This window comes from Pseudomonas sp. LS44 (genome assembly GCF_024730785.1).
In the GTDB taxonomy this organism is placed as follows: Bacteria; Pseudomonadota; Gammaproteobacteria; order Pseudomonadales; family Pseudomonadaceae; genus Aquipseudomonas.
The window spans coordinates 4,377,459-4,393,046 of sequence record NZ_CP102830.1 but is presented as its reverse complement, the minus strand read 5'-3'; the positions used below and the strand labels follow the sequence as shown (position 1 = coordinate 4,393,046).

At 58.7% G+C, this 15,588-nt stretch carries 9 protein-coding genes, 2 tRNA genes and 3 rRNA genes; 6 read left to right on the top strand and 8 right to left on the bottom strand.

The features are described 5' to 3' along the window. The first annotated feature begins 20 nt into the window (after positions 1 to 20). From NVV93_RS19785 to rrf, 6 genes are all read left to right on the top strand, one after another. Positions 21 to 266 (top strand): GlsB/YeaQ/YmgE family stress response membrane protein, encoded by a 246-nt coding sequence (locus NVV93_RS19785; RefSeq protein ID WP_258252353.1) that lies wholly within the window; start codon positions 21 to 23, stop codon positions 264 to 266. A gap of 699 nt (positions 267 to 965) precedes the next feature. Further along, positions 966 to 2,502, top strand: a 16S ribosomal RNA gene (locus NVV93_RS19780). 93 nt (positions 2,503 to 2,595) lie between these two features. Continuing rightward, positions 2,596 to 2,672: transfer RNA gene (locus tag NVV93_RS19775), tRNA-Ile, on the top strand. Between the two features lie 30 nt (positions 2,673 to 2,702). Further along, positions 2,703 to 2,778 (top strand) — tRNA-Ala (locus NVV93_RS19770). Between the two features lie 234 nt (positions 2,779 to 3,012). Then, positions 3,013 to 5,903 (top strand): 23S ribosomal RNA (locus tag NVV93_RS19765). A 139-nt stretch (positions 5,904 to 6,042) separates the two neighbouring features. Further along, a 5S ribosomal RNA gene (gene rrf, locus NVV93_RS19760) occupies positions 6,043 to 6,158 on the top strand. The 16S, 23S and 5S rRNA genes sit together here with 2 tRNA genes alongside, the layout of an rRNA operon. Before the next feature lie 66 nt (positions 6,159 to 6,224). Here the strand turns inward: rrf and NVV93_RS19755 are convergent. From NVV93_RS19755 to NVV93_RS19720, 8 genes are read right to left on the bottom strand one after another with little or no spacing between them, the layout of a single operon-like run. After that, the gene (locus tag NVV93_RS19755; protein WP_258252352.1) at positions 6,225 to 7,217 is read right to left on the bottom strand and encodes a serine/threonine-protein kinase; all 993 of its coding nucleotides are present in this window, start codon (positions 7,215 to 7,217) and stop codon (positions 6,225 to 6,227) included. Beyond that, positions 7,214 to 7,933, bottom strand: coding sequence for a PP2C family serine/threonine-protein phosphatase (locus tag NVV93_RS19750; RefSeq protein ID WP_258252351.1), 720 nt, complete (start codon positions 7,931 to 7,933; stop codon positions 7,214 to 7,216). Before NVV93_RS19750 ends, NVV93_RS19755 begins: the two co-directional genes overlap by 4 nt. 11 nt (positions 7,934 to 7,944) lie before the next feature. Next, positions 7,945 to 11,487, bottom strand: coding sequence for a type VI secretion system membrane subunit TssM (gene tssM / locus NVV93_RS19745; protein WP_258252350.1), 3,543 nt, complete (start codon positions 11,485 to 11,487; stop codon positions 7,945 to 7,947). Positions 11,488 to 11,503: 16 nt separating this feature from the next. Further along, complete coding sequence (icmH, locus tag NVV93_RS19740) at positions 11,504 to 12,370, bottom strand: type IVB secretion system protein IcmH/DotU (protein WP_258252349.1); 867 nt, start codon at positions 12,368 to 12,370, stop codon at positions 11,504 to 11,506. A gap of 5 nt (positions 12,371 to 12,375) precedes the next feature. Then, positions 12,376 to 13,707 (bottom strand): type VI secretion system baseplate subunit TssK, encoded by a 1,332-nt coding sequence (tssK, locus tag NVV93_RS19735; protein ID WP_258252348.1) that lies wholly within the window; start codon positions 13,705 to 13,707, stop codon positions 12,376 to 12,378. Positions 13,708 to 13,711: 4 nt separating this feature from the next. After that, positions 13,712 to 14,194 (bottom strand): type VI secretion system lipoprotein TssJ, encoded by a 483-nt coding sequence (gene tssJ, locus NVV93_RS19730; RefSeq protein WP_258252347.1) that lies wholly within the window; start codon positions 14,192 to 14,194, stop codon positions 13,712 to 13,714. A gap of 5 nt (positions 14,195 to 14,199) precedes the next feature. Beyond that, positions 14,200 to 15,393, bottom strand: a complete 1,194-nt coding sequence (tagH, locus tag NVV93_RS19725) for a type VI secretion system-associated FHA domain protein TagH (RefSeq protein ID WP_258252346.1) — start codon at positions 15,391 to 15,393, stop codon at positions 14,200 to 14,202. A 23-nt stretch (positions 15,394 to 15,416) separates the two neighbouring features. Next, positions 15,417 to 15,548 (bottom strand): YgdI/YgdR family lipoprotein, encoded by a 132-nt coding sequence (locus tag NVV93_RS19720; RefSeq protein ID WP_258252345.1) that lies wholly within the window; start codon positions 15,546 to 15,548, stop codon positions 15,417 to 15,419. Positions 15,549 to 15,588: the final 40 nt, after the last annotated feature.

Here is a 15,588-nt window from a genome sequence, read left to right as displayed (position 1 = left end):
AATCAAACGGAGAAATTTGCATGGGTATCATCGGAACCATCTTCATCGGCTTGATTGCCGGCCTGATCGCCCGCTTCATTAAGCCGGGCGATGACAGCATGGGCTGGATCATGACCATCCTGCTCGGTATCGCTGGCTCGCTGGCCGCCACCTATGGCGGTCAAGCGTTGGGTATCTACCAGGCGGGCGAAGCGGCAGGCTTTATCGGTGCGGTTATCGGTGCAGTCATCCTGCTGGTCATCTACGGGCTGGTCACTAAGAAATGAGTGTGCTGCCGTCCTCTCTATATATGAAGAGGGCGGCGGTAATCCGCTCCTTGCTGCTTTCTTGCTAATGCATGTCCTTGCTCATCGCATGTTCTGTATTCCTTGGTTTGTATCTATCACCGCTGGTTAGTTGGACTGCGGCGGCAAGAGCCGTCCAAACAGCAGCCCCGTAGGGCTTTCCCCGCTTTTTAACTGAATGGTCAGAAAAAATCGGCTTTAGGGTGTTGACGTGTCGTTCTGCGGGCCTATAATGCGCACCACTTCTGGCGCAGTCCTGATGTAAAAGTTCTTGTTAATCAAAAGGTTAGCGTGAATTATCGGGGGTGTTGGAGGGTTCGATCAGGATGGTCGAGGTAGTGAAAAGAGGTGGTTGACAGTGTCGAATGATGCTGTAAGATTCGCCTCCCGCTACCGAGATGCGAAATGCTGATTGGAAGCGCAAGCGGTTGAAGTAGAAAAGAAATTTTCGAAACTGCTTGACGGAATGAGGAGCTGCTGTAGAATGCGCGCCTCGGTTGAGACGAAGGACTTAACCAACTGCTCTTTAACAACTTGAATCAAGCAATTCGTGTGGGTGCTTGTGGAGTAAGACTGGTGGTCGAGATGATTATCAGCAACACAAGTAACACTCGTGAATTCGAGAGTTTATTTGCGATTGCTGAGCCAAGTTTAGGGTTTTCTCAAAACCCAAGCAGTATTGAACTGAAGAGTTTGATCATGGCTCAGATTGAACGCTGGCGGCAGGCCTAACACATGCAAGTCGAGCGGTAGAGGGGTGCTTGCACTCCTTGAGAGCGGCGGACGGGTGAGTAATGCCTAGGAATCTGCCTGTTAGTGGGGGATAACGTTCGGAAACGGACGCTAATACCGCATACGTCCTACGGGAGAAAGTGGGGGATCTTCGGACCTCACGCTAACAGATGAGCCTAGGTCGGATTAGCTAGTTGGTGAGGTAAAGGCTCACCAAGGCGACGATCCGTAACTGGTCTGAGAGGATGATCAGTCACACTGGAACTGAGACACGGTCCAGACTCCTACGGGAGGCAGCAGTGGGGAATATTGGACAATGGGCGAAAGCCTGATCCAGCCATGCCGCGTGTGTGAAGAAGGTCTTCGGATTGTAAAGCACTTTAAGTTGGGAGGAAGGGCATTAACCTAATACGTTAGTGTTTTGACGTTACCGACAGAATAAGCACCGGCTAACTTCGTGCCAGCAGCCGCGGTAATACGAAGGGTGCAAGCGTTAATCGGAATTACTGGGCGTAAAGCGCGCGTAGGTGGTTTGATAAGTTGGATGTGAAAGCCCTGGGCTCAACCTGGGAACTGCATCCAAAACTGTCTGACTAGAGTACGGTAGAGGGTGGTGGAATTTCCTGTGTAGCGGTGAAATGCGTAGATATAGGAAGGAACACCAGTGGCGAAGGCGACCACCTGGACTGATACTGACACTGAGGTGCGAAAGCGTGGGGAGCAAACAGGATTAGATACCCTGGTAGTCCACGCCGTAAACGATGTCGACTAGCCGTTGGGTTCCTTGAGAACTTAGTGGCGCAGCTAACGCATTAAGTCGACCGCCTGGGGAGTACGGCCGCAAGGTTAAAACTCAAATGAATTGACGGGGGCCCGCACAAGCGGTGGAGCATGTGGTTTAATTCGAAGCAACGCGAAGAACCTTACCTGGCCTTGACATCTACAGAACTTTCCAGAGATGGATTGGTGCCTTCGGGAACTGTAAGACAGGTGCTGCATGGCTGTCGTCAGCTCGTGTCGTGAGATGTTGGGTTAAGTCCCGTAACGAGCGCAACCCTTGTCCTTAGTTACCAGCACGTTATGGTGGGCACTCTAAGGAGACTGCCGGTGACAAACCGGAGGAAGGTGGGGATGACGTCAAGTCATCATGGCCCTTACGGCCAGGGCTACACACGTGCTACAATGGTCGGTACAGAGGGTTGCCAAGCCGCGAGGTGGAGCTAATCCCACAAAACCGATCGTAGTCCGGATCGCAGTCTGCAACTCGACTGCGTGAAGTCGGAATCGCTAGTAATCGTGAATCAGAATGTCACGGTGAATACGTTCCCGGGCCTTGTACACACCGCCCGTCACACCATGGGAGTGGGTTGCACCAGAAGTAGCTAGTCTAACCGCAAGGGGGACGGTTACCACGGTGTGATTCATGACTGGGGTGAAGTCGTAACAAGGTAGCCGTAGGGGAACCTGCGGCTGGATCACCTCCTTAATCGAAGACTTCAGCTTCTTCATAAGTTCCCACACGAATTGCTTGATTCACTTGCGAAAAGCGATTGGGTTTAGACCCGAGAGTGAGACGATTGGGTCTGTAGCTCAGTTGGTTAGAGCGCACCCCTGATAAGGGTGAGGTCGGCAGTTCGAATCTGCCCAGACCCACCAATTGTCAAGGGATGTGGCCGGTCATTAGATGGGGCCATAGCTCAGCTGGGAGAGCGCCTGCTTTGCACGCAGGAGGTCAGGAGTTCGATCCTCCTTGGCTCCACCATCCTCATGAAAATCGCTGAAAGCACAGAATTGAAGACTTATGAGTGAGTCTTGAATTCTGGTCTTTGCGCCAGAACTGTTCTTTAAAAATTTGGGTATGTGATAGAAGTAGACCAATTAGTCACTTTCACTGGTGGTTAATTGCGTCAAGGTAAAATTTGTGAGTTCAAGCGCAAATTTTCGGCGAATGTCGTCTTCACGTTTGAGACAGTAACCAGATTGCTTGGGGTTATATGGTCAAGTGAAGAAGCGCATACGGTGGATGCCTTGGCAGTCAGAGGCGATGAAAGACGTGGTAGCCTGCGATAAGCTTCGGGGAGTCGGCAAACAGACTTTGATCCGGAGATCTCTGAATGGGGGAACCCAGCCATCATAAGATGGTTATCTTGTACTGAATACATAGGTGCAAGAGGCGAACCAGGGGAACTGAAACATCTAAGTACCCTGAGGAAAAGAAATCAACCGAGATTCCCTTAGTAGTGGCGAGCGAACGGGGATTAGCCCTTAAGCTTCTTTGATTTTAGCGGAACGCTCTGGAAAGTGCGGCCATAGTGGGTGATAGCCCCGTACGCGAAAAGATCTTAGAAGTGAAATCGAGTAGGACGGAGCACGAGAAACTTTGTCTGAATATGGGGGGACCATCCTCCAAGGCTAAATACTACTGACTGACCGATAGTGAACTAGTACCGTGAGGGAAAGGCGAAAAGAACCCCGGAGAGGGGAGTGAAATAGATCCTGAAACCGTATGCGTACAAGCAGTGGGAGCCCACTTTGTTGGGTGACTGCGTACCTTTTGTATAATGGGTCAGCGACTTATATTCAGTGGCGAGCTTAACCGAATAGGGGAGGCGTAGCGAAAGCGAGTCTTAATAGGGCGTTTAGTCGCTGGGTATAGACCCGAAACCGGGCGATCTATCCATGGGCAGGTTGAAGGTTAGGTAACACTGACTGGAGGACCGAACCGACTACCGTTGAAAAGTTAGCGGATGACCTGTGGATCGGAGTGAAAGGCTAATCAAGCTCGGAGATAGCTGGTTCTCCTCGAAAGCTATTTAGGTAGCGCCTCGTGTATCACTGCTGGGGGTAGAGCACTGTTTCGGCTAGGGGGTCATCCCGACTTACCAAACCGATGCAAACTCCGAATACCAGCAAGTGTCAGCACGGGAGACACACGGCGGGTGCTAACGTCCGTCGTGAAAAGGGAAACAACCCAGACCGTCAGCTAAGGTCCCAAAGTTATGGTTAAGTGGGAAACGATGTGGGAAGGCTTAGACAGCTAGGAGGTTGGCTTAGAAGCAGCCACCCTTTAAAGAAAGCGTAATAGCTCACTAGTCGAGTCGGCCTGCGCGGAAGATGTAACGGGGCTCAAACCATACACCGAAGCTACGGGTTCATCTTAGGATGAGCGGTAGAGGAGCGTTCTGTAAGCCTGTGAAGGTGAGTTGAGAAGCTTGCTGGAGGTATCAGAAGTGCGAATGCTGACATGAGTAACGACAATGGGTGTGAAAAACACCCACGCCGAAAGACCAAGGGTTCCTGCGCAACGTTAATCGACGCAGGGTTAGTCGGTCCCTAAGGCGAGGCTGAAAAGCGTAGTCGATGGGAAACAGGTTAATATTCCTGTACTTCTAGTTACTGCGATGGAGGGACGGAGAAGGCTAGGCCAGCTTGGCGTTGGTTGTCCAAGTTTAAGGTTGTAGGCTGAGATCTTAGGTAAATCCGGGATCTTAAGGCTGAGAGCTGATGACGAGCGCTCTTTTAGAGCGTGAAGTGGTTGATGCCATGCTTCCAAGAAAAGCTTCTAAGCTTCAGGTAACTAGGAACCGTACCCCAAACCGACACAGGTGGTTGGGTAGAGAATACCAAGGCGCTTGAGAGAACTCGGGTGAAGGAACTAGGCAAAATGGCACCGTAACTTCGGGAGAAGGTGCGCCGGTGAGGGTGAAGGACTTGCTCCGTAAGCTCATGCCGGTCGAAGATACCAGGCCGCTGCGACTGTTTATTAAAAACACAGCACTCTGCAAACACGAAAGTGGACGTATAGGGTGTGACGCCTGCCCGGTGCCGGAAGGTTAATTGATGGGGTTAGCGCAAGCGAAGCTCTTGATCGAAGCCCCGGTAAACGGCGGCCGTAACTATAACGGTCCTAAGGTAGCGAAATTCCTTGTCGGGTAAGTTCCGACCTGCACGAATGGCGTAACGATGGCGGCGCTGTCTCCACCCGAGACTCAGTGAAATTGAAATCGCTGTGAAGATGCAGTGTATCCGCGGCTAGACGGAAAGACCCCGTGAACCTTTACTATAGCTTTGCACTGGACTTTGAATTTGCTTGTGTAGGATAGGTGGGAGGCTTTGAAGCGTGGACGCCAGTTCGCGTGGAGCCAATCTTGAAATACCACCCTGGCAACTTTGAGGTTCTAACTCTGGTCCGTTATCCGGATCGAGGACAGTGTATGGTGGGTAGTTTGACTGGGGCGGTCTCCTCCTAAAGAGTAACGGAGGAGTACGAAGGTGCGCTCAGACCGGTCGGAAATCGGTCGTAGAGTATAAAGGCAAAAGCGCGCTTGACTGCGAGACAGACACGTCGAGCAGGTACGAAAGTAGGTCTTAGTGATCCGGTGGTTCTGTATGGAAGGGCCATCGCTCAACGGATAAAAGGTACTCCGGGGATAACAGGCTGATACCGCCCAAGAGTTCATATCGACGGCGGTGTTTGGCACCTCGATGTCGGCTCATCACATCCTGGGGCTGAAGCCGGTCCCAAGGGTATGGCTGTTCGCCATTTAAAGTGGTACGCGAGCTGGGTTTAGAACGTCGTGAGACAGTTCGGTCCCTATCTGCCGTGGACGTTTGAGATTTGAGAGGGGCTGACCTTAGTACGAGAGGACCGGGTTGGACGAACCTCTGGTGTTCCGGTTGTCACGCCAGTGGCATTGCCGGGTAGCTACGTTCGGAAAAGATAACCGCTGAAAGCATCTAAGCGGGAAACTTGCCTCAAGATGAGATCTCACTGGAGCCTTGAGCTCCCTAAAGGGCCGTCGAAGACTACGACGTTGATAGGTTGGGTGTGTAAGCGCTGTGAGGCGTTGAGCTAACCAATACTAATTGCCCGTGAGGCTTGACCATATAACACCCAAACAATTTGCGTGTTAGACGTCGAAGCCGACAATAAACCGAAAATTTGCAAGAACTCGCAATACCGCCGCAAGGCTCTATCACACACCCATTCGGGATGGCGTCTAACCACGACATCCCAACCCAATTGCTTGACGACCATAGAGCGTCGGAACCACCTGATCCCATCCCGAACTCAGTAGTGAAACGACTCATCGCCGATGGTAGTGTGGGGTCTCCCCATGTGAGAGTAGGTCATCGTCAAGCTTCTATCCCAAACCCCCGATTCGCTCACGCGAATCGGGGGTTTGTCTTTGTGCGAAGGAAAAGGCGCTAGGCACGTCCGGTAAACCAGCGGCGTGGTCGTGAGGGCGGGGTTTCACGAAACGCATTGAGCAATGCGGACAGGCTCAGACGGGTCTTTGCATCGAAGTCGAGTCCGCGACGAAGAGCATTGGCGATGACTCGGGGCAATCTCTTCGGCAGCTGCAGCTTGAGTTCCATACCTTTGGCCTGCTTGGCGCTGAGGCGGCGAAACGGATGTATGCCGCAGCTCACTTCGTAGAGCACACAAGCCATGGCGTACACATCAGCGGCCGCACTCAGCGGGCCACCAGCCAGTAGTTCAGGGGCGGCGTAGCGCGGAGTCCAGGCGGTAAAGCGGCTCCGGCATAAGCGCGGAAGTCCAGGTAAGCGCTCTTCTTCCGCTTGACCGAGGCCAAAGTCGAACAGGCGTACCCCTTGGTTGCCAAGCATCACATTGCTTGGTTTGAGATCGCCATGTAGGACGCCACGTTCATGGGCGTGAGTGAGTGCTTCGAGCAACGGTACGGCGATTTCCCGCACCGTACTCCAAGGTAGCTCTGCTGGATGCTCGCTAAGCAATTGATCCAGGGTACAGCCGCCGAGTAGCTCCAAGGTGATAAAGGCGCGCTGGCTTGTAGCATCGATCTCGAAGGCATACGGCTGCACGACATTGGCATGGCGCAGCCGGCTGATAAGGGCGAACTCGGTATAAAGCAACGCGTTGGCATCGGGATATTCGGCGAAATCTGCGCTGAGGGTCTTGAGCGCAACAAAGGGCTCAGGATCGCCGAACTGTTCGCGTAATAAATCGCGGGCCCGATAGACCGCGGCCATGCCACCCACGCCGAGAAGGCGTTCGATCTTGTAGCGACCGCAGAGCACATCCGGTAATTCGCTGACCGCCTGGCTTGCTGCTTTCAGCGCAGATTTCTGCACCGCTCCAGCGGCGAAGGCAAAGTAGGTCAGGTTGGACTCGTCTTCCCTCAGAGCCCCGTCGGTAGATGCCTGCAATAGACTCATTGGCGAATCACCACGGCACTGAGGTTATCGCGTGCCGGCCCCTGCAGTGCCTGCTCGAACAAGCGCTGCAGGGCCAGCCTGGGGGACGGCAGGTTGAGCGCAGCGCCCAAATCGTCGGCGGACAAGCTCTGATAAAGCCCATCGCTACACAGCAATAACGTATCGCCGGGATGAACAATGAATTCGAGGATATCCAGCGCCAGCTGTTCAGTGGCGCCGATGGCTCGGGTCAGTGCATGCGCGCCTGGATGACGTGCCGCTTCCTGAGGGCTGAGGTGCTGTTCCTCGATCAATTCCTGCAGCAACGAGTGGTCGCGCGACAGTTGATACAATTTGCCGCTTCGCCACAGGTAGCAACGGCTATCGCCGGCCCACACGCAGGCGACACGTTGACCCTCGACCAATAGCGCGATGACGGTGCTACCGATGACGGGATTCGGTCGCGCCGCGGTGACCGTCAGCTCCTGACCCAGTCGGCGATTGAGGCTGTGCAGGCACTGGCACAGATCATGTAAGCGCTGCTCCAGGGCTCCCTCGCTGGGTAACTGTGCGAGTTGCTCGACAATCAAGCGGCTGGCCAGCGCACCGTTCTGGTGGCCACCCATGCCGTCGGCAACCACCCACAAACCGTGCTCGGGTAGATCGAGAAAGGCGTCCTCATTGCGCGCACGGACTTTGCCGGTATCCGTGCGCGCCGTGCTCCGCCAAGGGCGCATGGTTTCGCTCCTCACAGGGTCGCCGGCAGTTTGAAGGCGCGCAGCATGGAGAGATCGAATGGGTTCGGCGAGCGCTGGCTATGCAGTAGATAGTTGGCGTGCAGGCCGCCCAGGTTAGCCTTGACCATCAGTACGTCACGGCCGCTGTGGTATTCGGTTTCCATCAGATCGAGCAGGCGGAACAGCGACCACGGGCCTGAGTTCTTCTCGATCCCGACTTTGCGGCCATCCAACTCTTCCACCACCAAGCTGGTCCGCCCTTCGTTGGCCGCAGCCGGCCAGCGGAATGCCGCCTGGACGATAGGTCCATGCCGATACTCCAGTTGCTGATCGCCAAAACGGAAGTCCGCGCGACCGAGACTCGAATCCAGCGAATAGGGTTCGAGGGTGAAGGGTACGGAAGGCTCGACCGAGTTATTCGTGAAGAAGCTCCGGCGGATGGTCTGCAGGTGGCTCATTTGCAGGAGGAAATCGCGGGATAAGGGTAGGCCGCGGCCATCCATCCGCCGCACTTGAAACTCGCCGGCGCTGCCGCTGACGAAGGGTTGCAAGTAGGTTTCGAAGAACCGCTCGGCAATCCCCTGGCTTTTGAAGAACTCCCGGAAGTCGGCGATCGCCACCTCGCTCTCGCTGTGCGCGCTGAACGGGTAACGCTGTTTCAGCGAGCCTTTGTAGGCGGCATACAGCTCGGTCTGGTAGCGCTGGTTGAGGTACTGATGCGCATCGTTGAGGACCAGCGTCCAGCTATCTTCGGCGAGCAGTGCCAGCCATCCACCCACCGGCTGCGGCAGACGCACAGCGCTGCTGCGTACCTGGTTGATCGCGTCGCGCTGACCGCTGATGCGCAGCTTGGCCAGCTCGAAGGCGGCTTGCTGCGGCGCGCTGGCGTGGGCCAGGCCGGCGAGTTGCTGTTGCAATCCATCCAGGGCTTGCAGGGCGGCTGCCAAGCTACCGGCGGGGCCACCTTGGTCATCGAGTAATTGGTGCAGCGCTTCGAAGCGGCGCTCCAGCGCTTTGCGCGCGGTATCCGGAAGATTTTTTACCAGCGTCTCCTGCGAGTGTTCGGCCGCTCCCGCGGCAAGCTTGGCCGCCTTGTCGAGCTTGCGGCCGCCCATGCCCTTGAGTCCTGCCGCGGCCTCCCCGGCTTCATCGGCGGCCTCTGCCAGACCAGCGAAGCGGGTGTTCTCTCGCACCTCGATCAGCAGGGTGAGCAGCGGTGAGTTGGCGGCAGTCAGCGCGGCAAGCTGGTCAGCACCTTGCTGCGCGCTGCCGATCGGATTCAGCGCCAGCTGGCCCAGTGCTTCGGCCCAGTAATTGGCGTAGTCGCGAAAATACAGCTGCTCCATGTCGCTCAGCAGACGATTGAAATCATGGCTGCTGAGGCTGTCGCCCTCCCCGAGCACCCAGTTATCGCGGAGGATAGTGCGCACCAAGCCAGTACCTTCGGCAAGGAACGCCTGCTGATAGCCACGCTGGGTATAGAACCCCGGAATGCCGTAGTCGACCCCGCTAAATATCCCTCCCTGCGCGCCGAGTTTTTCCTCCAGCCGATAGTCCGGCAGGCTGCGCGCTTGGTCGCGGAGCATGCGGTACACCACGTTGGCCAGCGATTCGCCACGCAGCACTTCACGGGCCTGGGCGACCAGTTTGGCGTTCAGCGGGTAGGCGCTGAAAGGCTCGGCGAGCAGGCGTTGGAAATGGGCATTCAGACCCTCCTGGATTGTGCTATCGCCGGCAAAGCGCAGCGACCAGTCGGCGGCGATTGCTTCGCGGAGTGCGGGCACATCGCGCCGCTCCGGTAGATTGAGCATCAGATAGGCGCGCAGGCTGCCTAGCAGGCGCTCGCGATCGCCGAGGTTGGCGCGGATCTGGCCCTCCAGCTGGCGGGCGACCCGCGGTAACAGCAGGCTTTCCAGTTCATGGCGGTAAGCCTGGGTAACGCGCGGATTGACCTGTTGATATTGGTACAGACCGGCCCGTTGCAGACGCGAGACCTGATCGGCCGGGGCAAACACGCGGCTGGCGGCATAACTGCTATCCAGCGCCTCAAGCGTGGCGGCGGCGTCATCCCCGGCATTGATCGCATTGCGTTGCTGAGTCAGGCGTTGGGCCAGATCGCGGAGGGTTTCCAGGCGTTCGTGGTTGGCCGAGAAGCCATTGGCCCACAGCGCACCGAAGGCCAGTAAACAGGCACAAGCGGCCACATACAGCGCACGTTGGCTCCAGTCGATGCGGCGGATTTCGCGTTGATCGAGGCTGGCCAGTTCGGCTTCCGGGAAGATTACCCGGCTCAATAAATGATGAATGAAGCGCGAGCGACCACTGCGGAAGGTCGGCAAGCTGCCGCGCGCGAGGCCGAGGTTATGGCCGATGCCGCGGGTGGCCGGATCGAGTTGCTCCTGCAACTGGGGAGCACTGGTCAGGTAGAAACCGCGCAACTGGGTGGCACGCTGGTAGCGGTTGCCGGTGAACGCCAGCTCGACGAACAGGCATAGGAGCTCGCCGATCTGGCCGAGTTGATGAGGGAAATCGAGGATCCGCCCGCGGCGCTGGGTGTCGCGCTCCTGATGCATGCGCTGGACGACCTGGCTGTTCAGGCGGCGCAACAGTTCTTCGAACTCCTGGCGAACGACCTGCACATCGGTGGCGTCCTGATCCTTGCGGAAACTGGCGCCGAGCACCTGGTCGCTTTCCTCGCGCGACAGCTGATCGAAAAACTCGTCGAAACCGAGCACTTGATCGGCCTTGCTGAGCACCAGGTAGACCGGTACGTCGGCGCCCAAGAGCTGGTGAATGTCCTGCAGCCGCTGACGGGTTTGTCGCGCCAAAGTCTCTAAGGCGCTTTCGTTGGCCTGCTGCAACTGCTCGACCGGGATGTTCACCAGCACGCCATTCAGCGGCCGGGCGCGGCGTTTGCGCAGCAGGCCGAGCAGGGTTTCCCAGGCGCTGCCATCAACCTGCGCATCCGGTTGGGTCAGGTAACGGCCGGCGGTGTCGATCAGCACCGCGTGCTCGGCGAAATACCAGTTGGCATAGCGGGTGCCGGACACGTCCTTGGTCAGGCGCTGCTGATCGGCTCGATTGAGCGGAAAATCCAGGCCGGAGAAATCCAGCAGGCTGGTCTTGCCGCTGCCCCGCGGACCCAGCAGCAGGTACCACGGCAACTCGTTGCGCCAGCGCTTGCTCGCGCCGCGGTACAGGCTCGAGCTGCGCTGGGTACGCAGCGCGCTGGCAAAGCGTTGGCGCAGATTGAGTTGCTCCTCGTCGATCAGCCCGTCGCGGCGTTGACGCTCTTGGGCGTCGGCGTCGTCTTCCTCGGTTTTTTTTCGCGCGCCGGCCTTCCAGCTGGCGAAAACCATGGCCAGACCCCAGAGCAAAAACAAACCACTGATGCTGATCAAGCGGCTGTTCGCGGAGGCCCAGAACTTGAAATCATCGACGGCTAGCAGCGGCCCGGCAGACCAGATCAGCGTGGCGCTCAGCAGGGTGAGGCACAGACTCCAGACCCAGGTCTTGCGGCAAAAGCGGGCAACCTTGCCCAGTAAAGTCTTCATGCAATTCATCCTTGAGTCAGTGCGGCCGGATAGCGTCGGCATCGAGTGATTGATACGGCTTGAGAACGTTTTCGCGCTGCTCGCCCAGCACCCAGGCGAAGCCGCCGTAGGTGACGCCCAGGCAGATCAGGGTGAACGCCGCCACCAGCCACCACGGCACGATGCGCACCAGCCGCCGCCGGGTATCCTTCAAGCCCTGCCAGTGCGGGGAAATCTCCCGCGGGATGTCGCCGCGCAGCTGGCGAATCTGCCGGTACAGGCTGTCGCGGATCGCTTCCAGCTCGAGCATGCCGCGCGGCAGCACGCGGTATTTGCCCTCGAAGCCGAGCGACAGGCACAGGTACATCAATTCGAGCATCGGCAGATGCTTGACCGGGTTGCGCGAGAGGCGCTCGAGTAGCTGGAAGAATTTCTCGCCGCCGAAGGTCTCGTTGTGGAAGCTGCTGAGCAGGCTCATCTGCGACCACTCGCTCTCGTTGCCCCACGGCGTCGTCACCAGCGCTTCGTCGACCACGGTGCATAGCACGTAGCGGGCGGCCATCACCTGACTGCTTTCGGCGCCATCGTGCAACGCGCGGTGCTCGAAGAGTTTGATCTCGCTGGCCAAGTGCTCCTTGAGCCGATAGAGGTCCTCGCTCTCATAGCAATGCTTGAGGCGCACCACTTCGGAGAGCAGCGCCGAGGCGGCCGCGACCAGCGGATTGAGGCTCAAGTTGAAGCTCTCCGCCGGGCGCAGGCGCGCGGCGTAGATCATGCGTTCTTCCAGTTGTTCGTACTGCGGTGGTGCGGTGAAGTCGGTGAGCGGGCTGTGCGCCGCTGCATCGCCGTGCCGATTGAGGATGACCGTCCGATCATCCTGGCCATAGTCGATTTCCTTGATCATATCGGTCAGTCCCTGATCGCCCAGAATTTCAGTTCAAGCCCGGAGAATTCGCCGGACACATGGAAGGCAAAACCGCCCGAGCGCTCGAGTTGCGCCTGGTCCTCGGCGCTGAGCTCCAAGGCGAAGTAGGTTTTGCCGGAGTGGAAGGGGATCTGCCGCGGCGCCACCGGCAACGGTTTGATCTTGATCCCCGGCAGATGCAGGTTGACCAGCTGGCGGATGCGCTCCACCGGGCCGACCTTGAGATGCGCCGGCAAGCGCTGGCGCAGCTCCTCGGAATCGCACTCGGCGCTGGCGGCGAGCACGAAGGCGGCCGAGCGCAGCAGGTTGTGGTCGTGCAACGGCGAGACCTGAATGCCGTACTGACGCTGCTGCAGCAGCAACTCGATGGCGTGCTGTTCGAGGACCATCGACAGCACCTGGCGGATGGCATCCATCAATTTGCCAAAGCTCGCGCCTTGATCGCTGTGCTGGTAACGGCTATCCAGGCGCGGGCGCTTGGTGTCGCTGGCGAACGTCGCCAGTTCACCGAGCAAGCCGAGCAGCTCGCGATAGATCTGCTCGGGATGCACCTGCGCGACGCCCAGGTAATGGCGCAGCACCGGTTCGAAGCGGTTGATCAGCTGCAGCATCATGAAGTCGCCGACTTCCGCGCCGCCGACCTTGCCGGTGGCGCGGATCCGCTCGGCGAGGATGTCGCCCCGGTGGGCGAGCATGCTGAGCACTTCCTTGAGGCACGACAGCAGGTAGCCGCTGGCCTGGAAGTGCACGTAGCTGGGAATGAACTCGGCAGCGAGGCGGATCACCCCGTCCGGCGTGGTATCCAGCACGTCGCAGAGCTTGAGTTTCACGTAGGCCTGATCGCTCTGCTGCTCGCCGAGCAACAGACGAAACTCCGGGCGAGCGCAGCTGATCTGGCTGGCGCTCGTGTCGCCCGCGTTGGAGTCGGCGACCTCGGTATCGAAGGCGGTATAGCGCGCCAAGACATCTTTCTGCTCGAGCCGGCGGGTCTCGATGTGATTACCGGTCACCAGCGGCAGGGCCAGATACACCGGGGTATTGGTGGTGTTCGGCGGGATGTCGAGCGCCAGCGGTTCATGCTCGGCGCCGGTTTCGAACAACGTGCCGTCGGGGAGGATGCCGCTGGCTTGGCTGACCACCAGTTTGCCCATGCTGAGGAACTGGCGATCGATCTCCAGGCCGAAGAATCCCCAGGCATAGCTGCCCAGCAACTGGGTGCGGGTCTTCAGCTGGTGATCGTAATAGCGGTCATGTTGTTGGAAATGCTGCGGGCGCAGGAGCATGCCTTCCTGCCAGACGACTTTCTGCATGGTCATGCCCTCAGTCCTCCTTCGCGCGGGTGGTAGCCAGATCGCCGATGCCGCGTTCGTCCAGGCGCAGGGCGATCTGCGTGCGCTCCTTCGGCTTCAGCGCGATGACGAAGCGCCAGCTGGTTTCCGGCAGGTCGCGATAGGCCGCCAGCACGCCGACATAGCGACTCTCCGGCTCGACCAACAGCTTCAGCTCGCGGGTTTCGCCCGGCCGCAGCTCGAGTTCTTCCTGGATCACCAGGTCCGGGCTCAGGGCTTCTTTGGGGCGCTGGTAGAGGGAAAAGAAATCGGCGCTTTCGAAGGCCACCGGATGCTTCAGTTCGATCAGGCGCAGCACGATGGGCGAGGGACGGCCGTTGAGGTCCGGATTGAGGGTCGGGCTGCCTTGCAGCGAGAGGTCGAGCTTGGTCACGTCCGAATAAGGCGATAGCGAGGCGCAGCCGCTCAGGGCTAGCAGGCAAGCGAGCAGGGCCAGGGTAGAAGGGTGTGGCATGGACTTCATCCTTGAAGGTCGGAGTTGAGGGTGGCGATCAGGCGGACCTGTTCTTCGTAGGTCTGGGCGAAGTCGCGGGCGAACAGTCGTTCGCTCCAGTCATCGTCGCGGCGCAGGCCCTGATACAGGCGGCGATAGGCGCGCCAGCGGCTGCCGGCGGTGCTGATTAGCGGTTTGTTGTCGCGTTCGAAGCGCAGCGCGAGTTGTTCCGGCGAGAGGTGTTCGAGCACGCCGTTGACGGCCGCGCGACTGGCCGCCAGCAACGCCACCTGGTGCGCCTGCAGATCGCGGAAGGCGCGATTCACCGCCTGCTCCGCGGGCAGCTGGCCTGGCTGACGGTCACGCAGCAGTGCAGACAACGCTTGGCGCGAGTCGCTGCAATGTTTCAGCGGGTTGTTGCCCGCACTCTGCACCGTGGTCAGCGCCAGGCGCAGCTCGTTTTTCAGTTCGCTGCGGGTGCGCAGGCTTTGCTGCAGGTTGCCGATGCTGTGCTTGAGCAGCTTGGCCGCGGTGAGGGCCAGGGCCTCGCGCTGCTCGTCGTCGAGGTCGTCGAGGTCGATACCCAGGGCTTCGCCATAGCGCTGCCAGAAGCTGGCCGGCAGGCGTGGTGGTTGCACCGCGAGCGGTGGCTCGACCGACGGCGTCGGCATCACCAACTCCGGCAGCGGCAGGTTTTCCATGTCGATGCGCGCGTAGTCGCGCTGTTGCTGCAGCTCATGGCGCGGCCGGGTGAGCAGGGTCAGCTCGTCGACTTCGGCGTAGACGCGCTCCTGTTGTTCCAGCGCGGTGAGCGGATCGAGATCGAGAAACGCATCGTCGGGAATGATGCTGCCGGCGGGCTGCGCGCGGCCGATATCGGCGGCGAAAACCGCCGGGCCCTGGATCAGCCGCGCGCGGATTTCGAAGTCGCCCAGGCAATACACATTGCCATGCTCGATGCGCTGGGCCTGGCCCTTGCGCAGCCCGGCGCCGCTGTCTTTGAGGCGAATGCCATTGCTGCTGGTGTCGGTGAGAAAGAACGCCCCGTCGCGATAGCTGACCAGCGCGTGACGACCGGAAAGCACGCGTTTGTTATCGGCAATCACCCAGTCGCATTCAGGCGCGCGGCCAATAATGCCGCCGGCGTGCTGGAAGCGTTTGCTGGTCAACAACCCCGGCGCGAATTGCTGGGCGCTGACCATTTCGAAGACCAGTTCCATGGTGGTGTTGCTCCTTGTGCGGCTCAGTTGCCGCGGTTCATCGCTTGTGGATCGCCCAGCGGGCGGTATTGATCGTCGGTGTAGGCGTAGTTGCCGGAGCAGCCGGCGAGCGTCATGAACAAGGCCAACAGGGCGGCCGGGATGAGGCGGTGCATGATCGTTCTCCTGGATGGGGCGAGGTCGGTGGCTGGCGAG

Bases quoted from the DNA above. Each gene is read 5' to 3' on its own strand.
- NVV93_RS19785 (WP_258252353.1), top strand. From the start codon at position 21: ATGGGTATCATCGGAACCATCTTCATCGGCTTGATTGCCGGCCTGATC.
- NVV93_RS19755 (WP_258252352.1), bottom strand. From the start codon at position 7,217: ATGAGTCTATTGCAGGCATCTACCGACGGGGCTCTGAGGGAAGACGAG.
- NVV93_RS19750 (WP_258252351.1), bottom strand. From the start codon at position 7,933: ATGCGCCCTTGGCGGAGCACGGCGCGCACGGATACCGGCAAAGTCCGT.
- tssM (WP_258252350.1), bottom strand. From the start codon at position 11,487: ATGAAGACTTTACTGGGCAAGGTTGCCCGCTTTTGCCGCAAGACCTGG.
- icmH (WP_258252349.1), bottom strand. From the start codon at position 12,370: ATGATCAAGGAAATCGACTATGGCCAGGATGATCGGACGGTCATCCTC.
- tssK (WP_258252348.1), bottom strand. From the start codon at position 13,707: ATGACCATGCAGAAAGTCGTCTGGCAGGAAGGCATGCTCCTGCGCCCG.
- tssJ (WP_258252347.1), bottom strand. From the start codon at position 14,194: ATGCCACACCCTTCTACCCTGGCCCTGCTCGCTTGCCTGCTAGCCCTG.
- tagH (WP_258252346.1), bottom strand. From the start codon at position 15,393: ATGGAACTGGTCTTCGAAATGGTCAGCGCCCAGCAATTCGCGCCGGGG.
- NVV93_RS19720 (WP_258252345.1), bottom strand. From the start codon at position 15,548: ATGCACCGCCTCATCCCGGCCGCCCTGTTGGCCTTGTTCATGACGCTC.